This is a genomic window from Pseudomonas sp. UBA2684 (assembly GCA_002354655.1).
Lineage (GTDB): Bacteria > Pseudomonadota > Gammaproteobacteria > Pseudomonadales > Pseudomonadaceae > Aquipseudomonas.
On the sequence record DELY01000019.1, the window covers coordinates 43,524 to 59,701 of the forward strand.

Annotated in this window: 13 protein-coding genes; 5 read left to right on the forward strand and 8 right to left on the reverse strand. The window is 62.0% G+C overall.

Features of this window, described 5'->3' with window-relative positions; all coding sequences use genetic code 11:
- Window positions 1–58: 58 nt before the first annotated feature.
- The 7 genes from B3M58_RS08205 to B3M58_RS08235 form a co-directional block, all read right to left on the reverse strand.
- Window positions 59–955, reverse strand: a complete 897-nt coding sequence (locus B3M58_RS08205; RefSeq protein WP_296218221.1) for a peptidoglycan DD-metalloendopeptidase family protein — start codon at window positions 953–955, stop codon at window positions 59–61.
- A 139-nt stretch (window positions 956–1,094) separates the two neighbouring features.
- Window positions 1,095–2,000 (reverse strand): response regulator, encoded by a 906-nt coding sequence (locus B3M58_RS08210; protein ID WP_296218223.1) that lies wholly within the window; start codon window positions 1,998–2,000, stop codon window positions 1,095–1,097.
- Between the two features lie 105 nt (window positions 2,001–2,105).
- Window positions 2,106–2,837, reverse strand: a complete 732-nt coding sequence (gene phoU / locus B3M58_RS08215) for a phosphate signaling complex protein PhoU (RefSeq protein WP_296218224.1) — start codon at window positions 2,835–2,837, stop codon at window positions 2,106–2,108.
- Between the two features lie 128 nt (window positions 2,838–2,965).
- Entirely contained in the window at window positions 2,966–3,799 is an 834-nt protein-coding gene (gene pstB / locus B3M58_RS08220; RefSeq protein WP_296218226.1) for a phosphate ABC transporter ATP-binding protein PstB, read from the reverse strand.
- A gap of 68 nt (window positions 3,800–3,867) precedes the next feature.
- Entirely contained in the window at window positions 3,868–5,544 is a 1,677-nt protein-coding gene (gene pstA, locus B3M58_RS08225) for a phosphate ABC transporter permease PstA (protein WP_296218228.1), read from the reverse strand.
- Between the two features lie 15 nt (window positions 5,545–5,559).
- Window positions 5,560–7,845 carry an ABC transporter permease subunit gene (locus B3M58_RS08230; protein WP_296218230.1) on the reverse strand — a complete coding sequence of 762 codons (2,286 nt, stop codon included), beginning with the start codon at window positions 7,843–7,845 and terminating at the stop codon, window positions 5,560–5,562.
- Window positions 7,846–8,024: 179 nt separating this feature from the next.
- On the reverse strand, window positions 8,025–8,993 hold the full coding sequence (locus tag B3M58_RS08235; RefSeq protein WP_296218232.1) for a PstS family phosphate ABC transporter substrate-binding protein: 969 nt from the start codon (window positions 8,991–8,993) through the stop codon (window positions 8,025–8,027).
- A 399-nt stretch (window positions 8,994–9,392) separates the two neighbouring features.
- Here B3M58_RS08235 and B3M58_RS08240 point away from each other — a divergent pair, with 399 nt between their 5' ends.
- A complete protein-coding gene (locus tag B3M58_RS08240) occupies window positions 9,393–9,794 on the forward strand; it encodes an acyl-CoA thioesterase (RefSeq protein WP_296218258.1) in 402 nt (133 codons plus the stop codon).
- A gap of 79 nt (window positions 9,795–9,873) precedes the next feature.
- Here the strand turns inward: B3M58_RS08240 and B3M58_RS08245 are convergent, their stop codons facing one another.
- On the reverse strand, window positions 9,874–10,974 hold the full coding sequence (locus B3M58_RS08245; protein WP_296218234.1) for a TRAP transporter substrate-binding protein: 1,101 nt from the start codon (window positions 10,972–10,974) through the stop codon (window positions 9,874–9,876).
- A gap of 195 nt (window positions 10,975–11,169) precedes the next feature.
- On the opposite strand from B3M58_RS08245, the gene B3M58_RS08250 reads away from it, so the two are divergent.
- The 4 genes from B3M58_RS08250 (at window position 11,170) to tssA (ending at window position 16,154) form a co-directional block, all read left to right on the forward strand.
- Window positions 11,170–11,715 (forward strand): TRAP transporter small permease subunit, encoded by a 546-nt coding sequence (locus B3M58_RS08250; protein WP_296218235.1) that lies wholly within the window; start codon window positions 11,170–11,172, stop codon window positions 11,713–11,715.
- On the forward strand, window positions 11,708–13,084 hold the full coding sequence (locus B3M58_RS08255; RefSeq protein WP_296218237.1) for a TRAP transporter large permease: 1,377 nt from the start codon (window positions 11,708–11,710) through the stop codon (window positions 13,082–13,084). Before B3M58_RS08250 ends, B3M58_RS08255 begins: the two co-directional genes overlap by 8 nt.
- A gap of 120 nt (window positions 13,085–13,204) precedes the next feature.
- Window positions 13,205–14,110 carry a D-hexose-6-phosphate mutarotase gene (locus B3M58_RS08260; protein ID WP_296218239.1) on the forward strand — a complete coding sequence of 302 codons (906 nt, stop codon included), beginning with the start codon at window positions 13,205–13,207 and terminating at the stop codon, window positions 14,108–14,110.
- A 481-nt stretch (window positions 14,111–14,591) separates the two neighbouring features.
- Window positions 14,592–16,154: a type VI secretion system protein TssA gene (tssA, locus tag B3M58_RS08265; RefSeq protein WP_296218240.1), complete on the forward strand. Its 1,563-nt coding sequence runs from the start codon at window positions 14,592–14,594 to the stop codon at window positions 16,152–16,154.
- Window positions 16,155–16,178: the final 24 nt, after the last annotated feature.

Sequence of the window (16,178 nt, forward strand, 5' to 3'; positions counted from 1 at the left end):
GAAGAGCTGCGCGACGAAGCCCAACGATGCATCCAGCCAGCTGTTGGGCTGCACCGACCTATTCGCCGCCGACGGCAAAGTTGGGCAGGCTGTTGACCGGCTGGCTGAAGTCGAACGGAATCGACTCCAGCGCCAACCCGACATTGCGCTGTACCACGAAGTGCAAGTGTGGCCCCGTGCTGTTGCCGGTGTTGCCGGAGCGCGCGATGAACGTGCCGGCCGCAACGCGCTGCCCCTCACGTGCGCTCACTGAACCCTGCATCAAGTGCAGGTAGACGCCCATGGTGCCGTCGTCGTGGAGGATGCGCACGTAGTTGCCGGACGGGTTGTTGCCGCGCCCGCTCTGACGGTTTTCGGTTTTCACCACCATGCCGCCACGCGCCGCGACAATCGGCGTGCCCTCGGGCATGGCGATGTCCATCGCGTAACGGCCTTTCGCGGTGAAGTGGCTGTATTTGCCGTTGGCGCCCTGGGTCAGGCGGAACGGACCGCCGCGCCAGGGCAGCGGATAACGCTGCGCGGTGGGCTGCAAGCGCGGGTCGCCGAGCGCGTAACGCAGTTTCGGCGTATAGCGCAGCGGCTTGCTGGCATCGAGCGGAGCGAGAGTGGCCAGGCGGATCTTGCTGCGCGGCGGCAACACCCAGCTGATCGGCTTATCCGGCACACCAATGGCGTTGTCGACCTGCTCCAGGCGCAGCTCGATCTGCACCGGGGCGTACAGGTCGTTACGGATCAGCAGGGTTTCGCCGGCTTCGTGCTTCTTGGTTTCCAGCTTCACCGCGTTGTCCAGGCGCTCGACCATACGGTCGCGAAAGACGAACACCTGCGCACCGGGCGCCGCTTTATCGGTATAGGTCACCACACCGTTGGCATCGGTGTACTTGTAGATGGTCAGGGCCATGACCGCAGGGGTGATGGCCAGCAGACTGCAGAGAACTATCAGACGCCCTAGCATAACGACTCGGATCTTATGGCTTTTTTGGTATCCGGGATAAGCAGACTAGCAGCCGCCCGAGCACTCTGCGAACGCCTATGCGCCGGGTTGTGAAGCATCTCGCAGGCCAGCGCTGCGCAGTAGCAGCGCGCCATGCTCGCTAAGCGCCCGGGCTGAAGTGCTTCTGCACGGTGCCGCGGGCGATCAGGCGCGACAGGTAATCGAGCTTCTGCGGATCACGGTCGACGAAGCGAAAGGTCAGCTGCAACCATTCGCTGTCGGGTTTCGGCTCGAAGGCGGCAACCGCATGCAGGTAGCCGTTGAGCCGCGCCACCTCGCCGCCCTCGCCCTGCTCCAGGTCAAGCACCGCGCTTTCCAGCACCTGCGGCAAGGGTTCGCCGCGTTTGACCACCAGCAAGGCTTCCTTGAGGCTCAGGGCCTTGATCACACACGCCATATTGCCGGCCGGCAGGCGCAGCTGGCCTTGCCCGCGCCCGGCCGGTGCCTTAGCCGGCGCGGCGGCCGCTGCCGGTTTCGCTGCAAAGGCCGCAGGCACTGTCGCAGCGGGCGCACTGGGCTTGACAACGGCGGTCTTGCCGCCGGTGAGTGCCGACAACGAGTCATTGGCGAAGGCGCCGCTGCTGAGCATCTTGGGGGGCGCGCTGGCGGCCAGGGCTTGCAACTTGCCGGCGCGGCTCAAGGCTTTTTTCACCTTGGTCACCAATTGCTCGTTGGAAAACGGCTTGCCGATAAAGTCGGAGACGCCAGCCTGAATCGCCTGCACCACGTTGTCTTTGTCACCACGGCTGGTGACCATGATGAACGGCACGCTTTTCAGGTTGTCCTGCTCGCGGCACCAACTGAGCAGTTCGAGCCCGGACATTTCCGGCATTTCCCAGTCGCAGAGAATCAGGTCGATGGTTTGCCGGCCAAGCAGCTGCTGGGCCTTGCGCCCGTTGATGGCTTCCTCGATTTGCACGCCGGGGAAATGATCGCGCAGGCCCTTTTTTACCAGGTCTCGGATAAAGGTTGCGTCGTCCACCACCAACACGCTGACTTTGCTCATCGGCCACTCCCATTCGAATGGCCCTAAGCATAGTCGCGGCTGCTGGCCAAAGGCCAACCCTAAACGGCGAACGGCCCGACAAGGTGGGCCGAAGTAGCCTGGGGCTTAGCGGTCTTTGCCGGTGCCCTGCACTTCTTCCTGCATGCGGGTCAGGCCGATGTGCTTCACGTCGGTGCCGCGTACCAGGTAGATCACCAGCTCGGCGATGTTGCGCGCGTGGTCGCCGATGCGCTCCAGCGAACGCAAAGCCCAGATGATGTTGAGCACGCGTGCGATCGAGCGCGGGTCTTCCATCATGTAGGTGACCAGCTCGCGCAGCGCGGTTTTGTATTCGCGGTCGACGGTCTTGTCGTACTGCGCCACCGACAGCGCCAGGTCGGCATCGAAACGGGCGAAGGCATCCAGCGCCTGCTGCACCATTTTGCGTACCTGATCGCCGATATGCCGCACTTCGACGTAGCCACGCGGCGCTTCGCCTTCCTCGCACAGGAGGATCGCGCGCTTGGCGATCTTGGTCGCTTCGTCGCCGATGCGCTCAAGGTCGATCACCGACTTGGAGATGCTGATGATCAGGCGCAGATCGGACGCCGCCGGCTGGCGCCGGGCGAGGATGCGCACGCACTCCTCGTCGATATTGCGCTCCATCTGGTTGATCTGGTCGTCGATCTCGCGCACCTGCTGGGCCAGACCGGAGTCGGCCTCGATCAGCGAAGTGACCGCGTCGTTGACCTGCTTCTCGACCAGGCCGCCCATCGCCAGGAGGTGGCTGCGCACTTCCTCCAGCTCGGCGTTGAACTGCTGAGAGATGTGATGGGTGAGGCTGTCTTTGTTGATCATGTGCAAACCCTTGATTTAACCGGATACGTGTCGACAGTGGAGGGGTTCTGCCAGAGCGTGTCGGGCAAGGCGGCGAAGCGCAGGCAGCACGCTTGGCCAACGCCGCCCGGCGCGTTCTGGCATGGCCATCAACCGTAGCGGCCGGTGATGTAGTCCTCTGTCTGCTTTTTCGCCGGGTTGGTGAACAGCGCGTCGGTATCGCCGAACTCGATCAGTTTGCCCATGTACATGAACGCCGTGTAGTCCGACACCCGCGCGGCTTGCTGCATGTTGTGGGTGACGATGACGATGGTGTACTTGGATTTCAACTCGTAGATCAGCTCTTCGACCTTCAGCGTGGAGATCGGGTCGAGGGCCGAGCAGGGTTCATCGAGCAGCAGCACTTCCGGCTGCACCGCCACGGTGCGGGCGATCACCAGACGTTGCTGCTGACCACCGGACAAACCGAGCGCCGATTCGTGCAGACGGTCCTTGACCTCATCCCACAGCGCCGCGCTCTTCAGGCCCCATTCCACGGCTTCGTCGAGCACGCGCTTCTGGTTGATGCCCTGGATGCGCAGGCCATAGACCACGTTCTCGTAGATGCTCTTGGGGAACGGGTTGGGCTTCTGGAACACCATGCCGACGCGGCGACGCAATTCGGCGACGTCTTCGCCCTTGCGGTAGATGTTCTTGCCGTCGATGTTGATTTCGCCTTCCACGCGGCAACCGTCGACCAGGTCGTTCATCCGGTTGAAGGTGCGCAGCAGGGTCGACTTACCGCAACCGGACGGGCCGATGAAGGCGGTCACGCGTTGCTTGGGAATGTTCAGGCTGACGTCGAACAGCGCCTGCTTGTCGCCGTAGAACAGGTTCAGGCTCGGCACCTGGATGGCCACGGTTTCCGAGGCCAGGTTGAGGCTCTGCTTGTCGCGGCCGAGGGCCGAGATGTCGATGCCGTGAGTGTGTGCTTCGTGCTGCATGGGATGCTCCCTACGCTAACAATTCGTTTATCACGCCGGCTGCCACAGTAGCAGCCGACGCCAAGGATTTAGTGATCCAGCGCCTTGTACTTCTCGCGCAAGCGGTTACGCATGTAGACCGCGGTGAGGTTCAAAATCGCGATCACCAGCACCAGCAGCAGCGCTGTGGCGTACACCAGCGGCCGCGCGGCCTCGACGTTGGGGCTCTGGAAGCCGACGTCGTAGATATGGAAGCCCAGGTGCATGATCTTCTGATCGAGGTGCAGGTACGGGTAGTTGCCGTCCACCGGCAAGCTCGGCGCCAACTTGACCACGCCGACCAGCATCAGCGGCGCCACTTCGCCGGCGGCACGCGCCACGGCGAGGATCAGGCCGGTCATCATCGCCGGGCTGGCCATCGGCAGCACCACGCGCCAGAGCGTTTCGATCTTGGTCGCACCGAGCGCCAGGGAACCTTCGCGCAGCGCCCGGGGAATCCGCGCCAGGCCTTCTTCGGTGGCGACGATCACCACCGGCACCGCGAGGATCGCCAGGGTCAGCGAGGCCCAGAGCAGGCCCGGCGTACCGAAGGTCGGTGCCGGCGCGGCCTCGGGGAAGAACAACCGGTCGATCGAGCCGCCCAGCACATAGACGAAGAAGCCCAAGCCGAACACCCCGTAAACAATGGCCGGGACGCCAGCCAGGTTGTTCACCGCGATGCGGATCACCCGGGTCAACGGCCCTTGTTTGGCGTATTCGCGCAGGTAGATCGCAGCGATCACGCCGAACGGGGTAACGATCACGGCCATGATCAGGGTCATCATCACGGTGCCGAAAATCGCTGGGAAGATCCCGCCTTCGGTGTTGGCTTCACGCGGGTCGTCGCTGACGAACTCCCACAATTTGGCAAAGTAGAAGCCGAGCTTGTCGAACGTGCCCATGGCATTGGGCTGGAAGGCGCGCACCACCTTGCCCAGGCTCAGCTCAACCTCGCGGCCGTCGGCGGTCTTGACCGTGGCGCTGTCGCGGTTGAAGGCCTCGTAGAGCGCCACCAACTGGGTTTCCAGCACCTTGTACTCGGCATCCCACTGGGCGCGATCGGCGTCCAGATCGGCTTGCGCCTGCGCACTCAGCGTACCCTGCAGCTCCAGGCTGCGGGTTTGCAGACGAATGCGCTCAAGCCCGGCGTTGATCCGGCCAATGTCCTTCTTCTCCAGGCGCACGACCTGGGCATGCAGCTCGTCGACCCGCGCCAGACGCTCCTGCAAGGCATCCCATGCGGCATCGCCCTCGGCGACCAGCTGGCCGTTTTCCTTGACGTTGATCAGGTAGCCATAGAGGTTGCCCCACTCGCGGCGCTCGAATGCGCTGAGCGTTTCCGGCGTGCGCTGGTTGCTCAACCACTCGCCGACCACCCAGGTGAAGTCAGCGCCGTAGAGGTCGCGGTTACCCACTTTGAACAGCTCGCGGGTCATGAACTCGCCGCCCTCGGCGCTCACCGGCAAGCCGGACGCCGCCAGGCGCGCACGCGGGATCTCTTCGATCTGGGTGATCTCGCCCGCCATCACCTTGGCTTCCTGACCAGGCACCCGGTAGTCGGCTTCGATGATATCGGCGGGCCAGAAGTGACCGAGACCGCGGGTGGCGATCACCGCCAGCAGACCGAGGGTCATGATCACCGCGATGGACACCGCACCGGCGTTCATCCAGATCCACGGCGAACCGCTTTTGAACCAGGCTTTTACGGAATTCTTTTTCACGGACATATACCTTCCAAAGCCTTAGAGCGACGCGTACTTGACGCGCAGACGCTGGCGCACCAGCTCCGCGAGCGTGTTCATGACGAAGGTGAAGGACAGCAGAACCAGCGCCGAGAGGAACAGCACGCGGTAGTGAGTACCGCCGACCGCCGACTCGGGCATTTCCACCGCCACGTTGGCGGCCAGGGTGCGCAGACCTTCAAAGATGTTCATGTCCATGATCGCGGTGTTGCCGGTGGCCATCAGCACGATCATGGTTTCGCCCACGGCGCGGCCCATGCCGATCATCACGGCCGAGAAGATGCCTGGGCTGGCGGTGAGGATGACCACCCGAGTCAGGGTCTGCCAAGGCGTTGCCCCGAGAGCCAGGGAACCGAAGGTCAGGCTTTTCGGCACGCTGAACACGGCATCTTCGGCAATCGAGTAGATGTTCGGAATCACCGCGAAACCCATGGCCAGACCGACCACCAGGGCGTTGCGCTGGTCGAACGGGATGCCCAGGTCGTTGCTCAACCAGGCCCGCATGTTGCCGTCGAACAACCAGACTTCCAGGTGGCCGCTCATGCTCAGGGAGACGAAACCGACCAGCAGGATCACCGGGATCAGCAACGCAGCTTCCCAGCCGTCCGGCACCCGCAGGCGAATCGCTTCCGGCAGGCGGCTCCAGGCGAAGCCGGCCAGCAGAATGCCGATCGGGGTGAAGATCAGCAGGCTGAAGATGCCCGGCAGATGCCCTTCGACATAGGGCGCGAGGAACAGGCCGGCAAAGAAGCCGAGGATCACCGTCGGCAAAGCCTCCATCAGCTCGATCACCGGTTTGATCTTGCCGCGCATGGCCGGCGCCATGAAGTAGGCGGTGTAGATGGCCGCGGCAATCGCCAACGGCGCCGCCAGCAGCATGGCGTAGAACGCCGCTTTCAGGGTGCCGAAGGCCAGCGGCGCGAGACTCAGCTTGGGCTCGGCATCGGTGTTGGCGGACGTCGACTGCCAGATGTAGTCCGGCTGGTCGTAGTTTTCATACCAGACCTTGCCCCACAGCGAACTCCAGGACACTTCCGGGTGCGGGTTGTCGACCAACAGACGCTGCAGCTGCCCTTGCGATTCGACCAGCACGCGGTTGGCGCGCGGCGACAGGCCCGCCAACGCAGCCCCATCGGCAATCGGCTCGACCAACAAGGTGCGGTGTGCGGTGCTGTGGAAAATCCCCAGGTTACCTTGTGCATCCAAGGCCATGAAGCCTTTGCGACGTTCTTCGGGGATGATCTGGGTAATCGCGTTGCCGGCCATCTGGAAGCTGCGGATGGACTTCAGGTACTGCTTGCCATCGTCGTCGCGCACCATGAACCACTGCGCGATGCCGCCCTTGCTGTCGCCGATCATCAAGGAGATGCCGCCGAGCAACGCAGTGGCGCTGCTGACTTCGCTGGCGCCGTCGTTGAGCAGCTTGTAGCGCCCATTCAGCTCTTTGGTGCGCAGGCTGAACACATCCGCCGTGGCACGCCCGTTGATCACGTACAACCACTGCTGACGCGGATCGACGATCAAGGCCTTGATCGGTTCGGCGATCTGCGGCAAGGCGATGCGCTCTTCGTTGAGCGTGACCTCGCCGGTCATCATGTTCTCTTCGCGGCCGAGGCTCAGCACGTGCAGGTCGGTACCGCTGGAGGCGCTCAGCAGCAGCGTGCCGCTGTTCAGGTTGATGCCGACATGGTCCAGCGCCCGACCCTGCGGATCCAGGCTGATCGGCGCCTCGCCAAACGGATAATTAATGCGCGGGGTAATGGTTTTGACGTCGTTCGGGTAACTGACCGGATAAGCATGCTCGAACACCAGCACCTGGCCGGTGGACAAGCCCAAGGCCACCCGATTGCTGCCCGGCTGATCGAGCCCGACGGAAGCCACCTGGGCATTCGCCGGCAGCGGCAGAGTGACCGCGCTCAGCAGCGCCATGCTCTTGGCATCGAAGAACTGCACCTGCCCGCGCGCGTCGAGGCGCATGGCCACTTGGTTCTGCTCTTCCACCGCCATCAACAGCGGCTTGCCGGCCTCTGCCAGCCAGGCCGGCTGCACCGGATCGCGGCTGTCGAGACCGGCGCCCTGGAACATCGGGAACACGATGTAGGCCAGGTAGAAGAAGATCAGCGTGATGGCGCCCAGCACCGTCATGCCGCCGATGGACACACACCAGCGTGCCAGTCGGTCTTTCAGCGCACGTATGCGCCGCTTGCGCTGCAAGGCCGGAGTATTGAAGTCCAGCCCGAGGGATTTGGGAGTGGCGGTCATGGTTTCACTTGCCAGGTCATTCATAGTAAGAGCGTCTCTGCGCGGCCATGAGCGCGCCGTGTTTTCGTTCGTTGCACAGGCTGTGTACTGTAGTCAGCTTGTGTGACAGAAAAGTTACAGCACGTTGACAAAGCAACGCCCACCTCTAAAAAGAGGCGGGCGTGGCGGCTTACTGTGGCGTCCCTGCCGGTATTACCAGAGGCTTACAGGCCCAGTTCCTTCATGGTTTTCTCAACCACTTTGCTCGGCAGCGGGATGTAACCGTCTTTAACGACCACTTCCTGGCCTTGCTTGGACAGCACCAGCTTGATGAACTCGGCATCCAGCGGGCTCAGGGCTTTGTTCGGCGCCTTGTTCACGTAGACGTAGAAGAAACGTGCCAGCGGGAACTTGCCAGCCAGGGCGTTTTCTTCGTTGGCTTCAAACGCTTCGCCGCCTTTCTTCGACAGCGGCACAGCCTTCACGCTGGAGGTCTTGTAGCCGATACCCGAGTAACCGATAGCATTCAGGGTGCTGGAGATCGACTGCACCACGGAAGCCGAACCCGGCTGCTCGTTGACGTTGGATTTGAAGTCGCCTTTGCACAGGGCTTCTTCCTTGAAGTAACCGTAGGTGCCGGAAACCGAGTTACGGCCGAACAGCTGCAACGGCTTGGCCGCCCACTCGCCGGTCAGACCAACGTCACCCCAGGTTTTCATGTCGCTGGCGCCACCGCACAGGCGGGTGCTGGAGAAGATCGCATCCACTTGCTCGATCGACAGGCTCTTGATCGGGTTGTCCTTGTGCACGAATACCGCCAGGGCATCGATGGCCACCGGAACGGCCGTCGGCTTGTAACCGTATTTCTGTTCGAACGCCTGAATCTCGCTGTCCTTCATGGCGCGGCTCATCGGGCCCATGTTGGCAGTGCCTTCGGTCATTGCCGGTGGCGCGGTGGAGGAACCGGCAGCCTGGATCTGGATATTGACGTTCGGGTAGCTGCGCTTGAATTCTTCAGCCCACAGGGTCATCAGGTTGGCCAGCGAGTCGGAACCGACGCTGGACAGGTTGCCCGAAACGCCCGAGGTCTTTTCATAGGTCGGCAGAGCCGGATCGATCGCGGCGACCGCAGTGGCGGTGGCCACGCCAGCGGCGACAAAAGTCATGGCCGCCATCAAACGCTTAAGTTTCATGCCTTGCTCCTAGCAGAATTAGTGTTGGATAGAACGGGGCCAAGTATCTGTAGGCCACGTGACCAATCTATGAAATCAATGTGACAGTTACATGACCGCCGGCGACTTTGTGCGCGCCGCGGCAACAATGCCTACGCAGCGCTAGCGGCAAAGCGCCATGGTCGCCCAGCGACCGTTCAGTCGGTATACTCGCGAAACCCGCACCCTTGCGGGCCCGCAGGCCACTGAAAAACTACTGTGCTCGGCTATGCCGCGTTGAAATCAGACCCAGACGGCTCATGTACAACTCGTACACTCCGCGTCCTCGCCTGATCTCGCCTTGCCTCGCCTTTGCTCGTTACCTTTTTCAACGGTCTGCGCCGCGCCTACAACAACAACCGCGCCGCGAGCCGTAATCAGATGAACGACTTCGAACAGGATGACCCGATTCCCCAAGGCGACTTAGCCCTGCAGATCACCGCGCTGCCGCGTGAAACCAATGGTTTCGGCGATATTTTTGGCGGCTGGCTGGTCGCGCAAATGGACCTCGCCGGCACCGCTATGGCCAGCAAAGTGGCCGGCGGACGCGTCGCGACGGTCGCGATCGATCGCATGGCCTTCCTGGTGCCTGTCGCCGTCGGCGCGCAATTGTCCTTCTACACCCAGGCACTGGAAGTCGGTCGCAGCTCGATCCAGATGCTGGTCGAGGTGTGGAGCGACGACCCGCTGTCCAGCGAATGGCGCAAGGTCACCGAAGCAGTGTTCGTCTTCGTCGCCATCGACGGCAGCGGTCGCACTCGCCCGGTTCCTGCGCGGCGGTAGGACGGGGTTTCAGCTGGATACTGAAACGCAGAGACAAAAACGCCGGCCCTAGGGCCGGCGTTTTGCTGTGCGCTAAGAATCAGCCGCGGATGTTGTAGATGTCTTTCTCGTTCATCTCGGCATAGTCGTACAGGCGCTGCATGTAAGCCTTCTGCTGTGCCCACACCTTGGTTGCCACCGGATCGGCCGCCGCGCTGGCGTCGACCACTTCGGCAGCCACTTCCTTGAGCTTGGTCAGCACGTCGTCCGGCAGACGGCGCACGTCGACACCTTCACCCTTGAGCTGCTCCAGGGCTTCCATGTTGCGCGCGTTGTAATCGTCGAGCATGTCGCCGTTGACGTCGCGAGCGGCGGCACGAACGATGGCCTGCAAGTCGGCTGGCAGGGTTTCCCAAGCCTTGATGTTGACGTCCAGTTCGAAGGTCACGTTCGGCTCTTGCCAGCCTGGGGTGTAGTAGTACTTGGCCGCTTTGTGCAGGCCCAGCGCCTGGTCGTTGTACGGACCGATCCACTCGGTGGCGTCGATCGCACCGGTTTGCAGCGCGGTGAAGATTTCACCGGCCGGCATGTTGACCACAGTACCGCCCATCTTGGTCAGCACTTCGCCGCCCAGACCCGGGGTACGCATCTTCAGGCCCTTGAAGTCGTCGACCCCGTTGATTTCCTTGTTGAACCAGCCAGCGGTCTGCACGCCCGTCGCGCCGCAGGCCATCGGCAGCACGCCGAACGGCTTGTAGACTTCTTCCCACAGCTGCATACCGCCCCCACGGTGCAGCCAGGCGTTCATTTCCTGAGCATTCGGGCCGAATGGCAGCGCGCAGAAGAACTGTGCGGCCGGCACTTTGCCTTTCCAGTAGTACGGCGCGCCATGACCCATTTCGGCGGTGCCGCGGGAGACTGCATCGAACACTTCCAGCGCCGGCACCAGCTCGCCAGCGGCATAGACCTTGACCTTCAGACGGCCATTGCTCATCTCATTGACCAGCGTGGCGAAGCGCTCGGCCCCTACGCCTACACCAGGGAAGTTCTTCGGCCAGGAGGTGACCATCTTCCAGTTAAAGGTCTCCCCACCCGCACCCTCTTGAGGCTTGGCGGCGGTTTCAGCCTCTTTGTTGCAGCCGGCCAATGCGGTGGCGGCAAGACCTACGCCCGCTGCTGCGAGAATTTGACGACGTTTCATGCAATGCTCCTTCTTGTTGTATTGGTCTGACCACAGGATCGCTGTAGGCAAACTATGCCTGAGTAACATAGGGGGAAGTGACCCTCAAGCCTAGTAGATACGACTAAAGTTGTAGTGGCATTGCTGCGACAACCCTGGCCTGCCTAAAATCGCCGGCTTGCCTGCCATCCTCACCCATAACGATAAGGACTCGACATGTCCGACAAGTCTCCACTTCCATTAAGCATTGCGCATTTCATCGATGCGCTGAATACCCGCTTCGGTCAGGCCTGCGCCTGGCTGACCCTGTTCCTGGTGCTCGGCACCGCACTAGTGGTCGTGCTGCGCTACGGCTTCGGCATCGGCGCTACCGCCCTGCAAGAAGCCGTACTGTACGCCCACGCCCTGGTATTCATGGGCGCCGCGGCCTGGACCCTGCAACGTAACGCGCATGTGCGCGTGGACATCTTCTACCAGAAGTTCAGCGGGCGCCGCCAAGCCCTGGTGGATAGCCTCGGCACCCTGCTGTTTCTCTTGCCACTGTGCCTGTTCCTCGGCTGGAGCAGCTGGGATTACGTCGGGAACTCCTGGGCAACCTTCGAAGGTTCCAGCGAATCCGGTGGCCTGAAGTTTGTCTACCTGCAAAAAAGCATCATCTTGGTGCTGGTGATCAGCCTGGTACTGCAAGGCATTTCCGACCTAATTAAATCCGCATATATGCTCGCCGGTCGCCTGCCCGAGCCTGAGGTGAAACATGGCTGAGTTAATGGCAATTCTGTTGTTCGCCAGCATTTGCTTGGCGCTGATGGCCGGCTACCCGGTGGCCTTCACCCTCGGTGGCGTATCCCTGCTGTTCGCCGGTATCGGCATTCTCACCAACACCTTCGATGCCGGTTACCTGAGCGCTCTGCCCAACCGGTTATTCGGCATCATGAACAACCAGACCATGCTGGCGGTGCCTCTGTTCGTGTTTATGGGCGTGATGCTGGAGAAATCCAGGGTCGCCGAAGACCTGCTGGAATCCATGTCGCGGCTGTTCGGCACCCTGCGCGGCGGTCTGGCGATTTCCGTATGCGTGGTCGGCGCGCTGCTCGCCGCCAGCACCGGTATCGTCGGCGCCACCGTGGTGACCATGGGTCTGCTGGCCCTGCCCACCATGCTCCGGCGTGGTTACGACCCGGCCATCGCCACCGGCACCCTGGCGGCCACCGGCACCCTCGGGCAGATCATTCCGCCATCGATCGTGCTGGTGCTGTTGGGCGACGTGATGTCCAGCGCCTATCAGCAAGCGCAACTGAAGATGGGCATCTTCTCGCCAAAGACCGTCTCGGTCGGCGACCTGTTCGTCGGCGCGCTGATCCCCGGCCTGATGCTGGTTGGCATGTATATCCTTTACATCATCGGCGTGGCGATCTTCCAGCCGAAGAAATTGCCGGCACTGCCGCAGGAGGAGCTCGGCCCGATCGAATGGGACAAACTGATCAACGCGCTGGTGCCACCACTGCTGCTGATCGGCGCAGTACTCGGTTCGATCCTCGCCGGTTACGCCACACCGACCGAAGCCGCCGCTCTCGGCGCGCTGGGCGCCATGCTGCTGGCCTTCTACAAGGGCAAGCTGAACTTCGGCCAACTGCGTCAAGTGGCCTACGGCACCACCGAAATCACCGCCATGGTCTTCATGATCCTGATCGGTGCCTCGCTGTTTTCCCTGGTGTTCCGCGGCTTCGGCGGCGAAGCGATGATCGAGGACGTATTCGCACAATTGCCTGGCGGCGTACTCGGTGCGTTCTTCCTGGTGATGCTGGTGATCTTCCTGCTCGGCTTTATCCTCGACTTCATCGAGATCACCTTCGTGGTGGTACCGATTGTCGGCCCGGTATTGCTGGCCATGGGTCTGGACCCGGTGTGGCTGGGCGTGATGATCGCGCTGAACCTGCAAACATCCTTCCTCACCCCACCGTTCGGCTTCGCGCTGTTCTATTTGCGCGGGGTCACGCCCGCGTCGGTACCCACCAGCACCATCTATAAGGGCGTGGTGCCGTTTATCCTGATCCAGCTGTTGCTGCTGGTCATCGCCTACCAGTTCCCAGGGCTGATCACCTGGCTACCGGAGCAGGTGTACGGCAAGTAACACCGCCGCACCTCAGCAAAACGCCCGTCCTGGTGACGGGCGTTTTGCTATCTGCCCCTTGGACTGCCGGCCAAGCTGCGGTCCAATGGTGAGTACCCTCACCCGCAATAGAGCACGCCGATGGCCACTTCCCATGTTGAACGCATCGAGCTGGACGGGCTCACCTGTTGGCGCGTCCGCCATGCCGATGCCGAACTGCTGATTGCCCAGCAAGGCGCTCAGCTACTCAGCTACCAACGCGATAACCAACCGCCACTGATCTGGCTGAGCGAGCAGGCGGCGTACCAGCGCGGGCAAAGCGTACGCGGCGGTGTGCCGGTGTGCTGGCCCTGGTTCGGCGACCTGCAACGCAATCCAGCCGCGGTACAAGCCATGCATCGACAACCCACGCAGGCGCCGGCACATGGCCTGGTGCGCGGCATCGATTGGCAGTTGCGCGGCATCGACAGCCAGGACGACGGGGTCAACCTCGAATTCACCTACAACAGCACCGAGCAAGCGCTGCCCGACTGGCCGCATGCGGCCGAACTGAGCCTGCGCATCCGCCTGGATAGCCACCTCAACCTTGACCTGTGCAGCCGCAACCTTGGCACCACGGCGCTAGCCATCAGTCAGGCGCTGCACAGCTATTTCGCCGTCAGCGACATCCGCCAGGTGCACGTCGAAGGCCTGGAGGGCTGCCGCTACATCGAAACCCTGGAAAACTGGCAGACCCGCCAGCAGAGTGGCCCGCTGGGTTTTCAGGGCGAAACCGACCGCATTTACCTGGAAACGCCGGCACACATGAGCATCCTTGATCCTGCCTGGCAGCGCCGCATCCTGCTGCGCAGCAGCGGCTCAGGCTCGGCCGTGCTGTGGAACCCATGGATCGCCAAGGCCCAACGCCTCTCGCAATTCGCCGACACGGCCTGGCAGCGCATGCTGTGCATCGAACACGCCAACGTGCTCGATGACACACTGTTGCTGGCACCCGGCAGCCAGCACACCCTCAGCGTCAGCCTGTGGTCGGAACCGGTATTGAACTGAACGAGCACTATCGATGTACGTCTGGCGGCCTACTCCTGGACCCGCCGGACGCTCCGCCGCCCAACCATTCGCTTGCCACAATCAAACACCGTAAAACCGGGCGTCGATCACATAAAACGACCAATACCTCCACACTTATGTGATGCGCCACTAGTTTGCCAGTAAGTTATCTCTTACACGTCAGCAATAAAACTTCCTACATCTTTTAAGCACACTAAGACTTGCGAAATAGTCCGCAAAATTAATGGGAACCATCGTCCCATTAATGCGTCGACAAATATTCCCTGCTGTTACACATTTCACACTTTCAATGGTTGCCCACTACCAACCATGGGACTAGGATGCCCACCTCATAAGGATTTTGCGCAACTTGTTGCACATTGATGTGCGCAACAAGTTGCGCAACTCAGACAATTTAAAGTGCCTGCTTATATAGCGCCACTTACTCTCGAATTGTCGGATTCAACAATTGAGTCATGGAATGACCTACGCCAACAAACTCACTGCTCATTATTTAGCGCTGGCCAAACTCCCTATTAACGAAGGGGACTTTGCCGGCAGCGACATGCGTTACTCCAGCGAATATGAAGTCCTGGAAAACGAGCTGGGCAAGGCCACCGCGCTGCATGAAACCGCCGCGATCGACTGGCAGAAAGTCCGCGAAAACAGCGAAACCCTGCTCAGCGCCCACTCCAAGGATTTACGCGTTGCCGCCTGGCTGATCTGGGGCCTGTATCAACGCGAATCCTTCGCTGGCCTGCAAGCCGGCTTGAGCCTGCTGCACTACCTCTGCCTCAACCACTGGAACGAACTGCACCCACGCAAGTCGCGCACCCGCGCCGCTGCCATCAGCTGGTTGCTGCCACGCCTGGAACAGGCACTGGCCGAGCATGTGCCGATTGGCGAGCAACTGGCGCTGTTCCGCAGTCTGGCCGAACAACTGCGCGCCCTGGAAACCTGCCTGTCGGCCCACCTGGGCACCGATGCCCCGCTGCTGCTGCCGTTGTGCCGGCGCCTGGACGAACTGGTCAAACGCGCCAGCCAAGGCCAGCCGGAGCCAGGCTCGGTCGGCGCGGCGATTGCCCAGGTCAAGCAGGCTGCCAGCCAGATGCTCACCCCCGGCGCCCCGGTAGAAAGCGAAAAAGAAGCGCACAAGAGCCTGCGCAGCCTGCAAGACCAGGCGCGGCCGCTGTGCGCCTATTGGCTCAAGCAGAAAGCCAGCGACCTGCGCGCGCTGCGCCTGGCCCGCACCTTGTTGTGGCTACCCATCGACAGCCTGCCGGAACGCAACGCCGAACAGATCACCGCCCTGCGCGGCCTGCCCGCCGACAAGCTGGCCAGCTATCAGGAACGCTACCAGAACGGCCAGTACGCCGACCTGCTGGTCGACCTGGAGGCCAGCATCGCCCGTGCGCCCTTCTGGCTCGACGGCCAGCACTTGGTCTGGCAATGCCTGCAAGGCCTGGAAGCAGAACAGGCAATGCGCGAAGTGGAAATCCAACTCACCCTGTTCCTGCAACGCATGCACGGCCTGGAGGAACTGCGCTACCACGACGGCAGCGCCTTCGCCGATGCGCAGACCCGCGCCTGGCTGAGCGCCCACGTGATGCCACACCTGCACGCGCCGGTCAGCGAAAACACCCCAGTGGCCAATGAAAGCGGCAGCCAGCCAGCCTGGGACATCGCCTTGCAGGAAGTCCTGCCGAAACTGCGCAAGGACGGCCTGAAAGCCGCCGTGCAACAACTCAAGCAAGGCCTGGGCAAGGCACGCGGCGGCCGCGAACGTTTCTTCTGGCAACTGACCCTGGCGCGCCTGTGCTTCAGCGCCAAGAAATACGAACTGGCCAAGACCCAGCTCGACTCGCTCGACCAGACGCTGCAAGCCACCGGCCTAAGCGACTGGGAACCCGATCTCGCCCTGGATGTACTGCGCATGCTGCACAGCTGCTGCGAGCTGTTGCCGCAGAACCACGCCGTACGTGAAAGCAAGGAAGAGATCTACCGCAGGTTGTGCCACCTCGATCTTGAAGTGGTACTGGAGTAAGGCGCGACCGCGCAACTAGGCCCT

Excerpts from the sequence above, each read along its gene's own strand:
- B3M58_RS08205 (WP_296218221.1), bottom strand. The coding sequence starts at position 955 with ATGCTAGGGCGTCTGATAGTTCTCTGCAGTCTGCTGGCCATCACCCCT.
- pstB (WP_296218226.1), bottom strand. The coding sequence starts at position 3,799 with ATGCAGCACGAAGCACACACTCACGGCATCGACATCTCGGCCCTCGGC.
- pstA (WP_296218228.1), bottom strand. The coding sequence starts at position 5,544 with ATGTCCGTGAAAAAGAATTCCGTAAAAGCCTGGTTCAAAAGCGGTTCG.
- tssA (WP_296218240.1), top strand. The coding sequence starts at position 14,592 with ATGACCTACGCCAACAAACTCACTGCTCATTATTTAGCGCTGGCCAAA.
- B3M58_RS08210 (WP_296218223.1), bottom strand. The coding sequence starts at position 2,000 with ATGAGCAAAGTCAGCGTGTTGGTGGTGGACGACGCAACCTTTATCCGA.
- B3M58_RS08245 (WP_296218234.1), bottom strand. The coding sequence starts at position 10,974 with ATGAAACGTCGTCAAATTCTCGCAGCAGCGGGCGTAGGTCTTGCCGCC.
- phoU (WP_296218224.1), bottom strand. The coding sequence starts at position 2,837 with ATGATCAACAAAGACAGCCTCACCCATCACATCTCTCAGCAGTTCAAC.
- B3M58_RS08260 (WP_296218239.1), top strand. The coding sequence starts at position 13,205 with ATGGCCACTTCCCATGTTGAACGCATCGAGCTGGACGGGCTCACCTGT.
- B3M58_RS08255 (WP_296218237.1), top strand. The coding sequence starts at position 11,708 with ATGGCTGAGTTAATGGCAATTCTGTTGTTCGCCAGCATTTGCTTGGCG.
- B3M58_RS08240 (WP_296218258.1), top strand. The coding sequence starts at position 9,393 with ATGAACGACTTCGAACAGGATGACCCGATTCCCCAAGGCGACTTAGCC.
- B3M58_RS08230 (WP_296218230.1), bottom strand. The coding sequence starts at position 7,845 with ATGAATGACCTGGCAAGTGAAACCATGACCGCCACTCCCAAATCCCTC.
- B3M58_RS08235 (WP_296218232.1), bottom strand. The coding sequence starts at position 8,993 with ATGAAACTTAAGCGTTTGATGGCGGCCATGACTTTTGTCGCCGCTGGC.
- B3M58_RS08250 (WP_296218235.1), top strand. The coding sequence starts at position 11,170 with ATGTCCGACAAGTCTCCACTTCCATTAAGCATTGCGCATTTCATCGAT.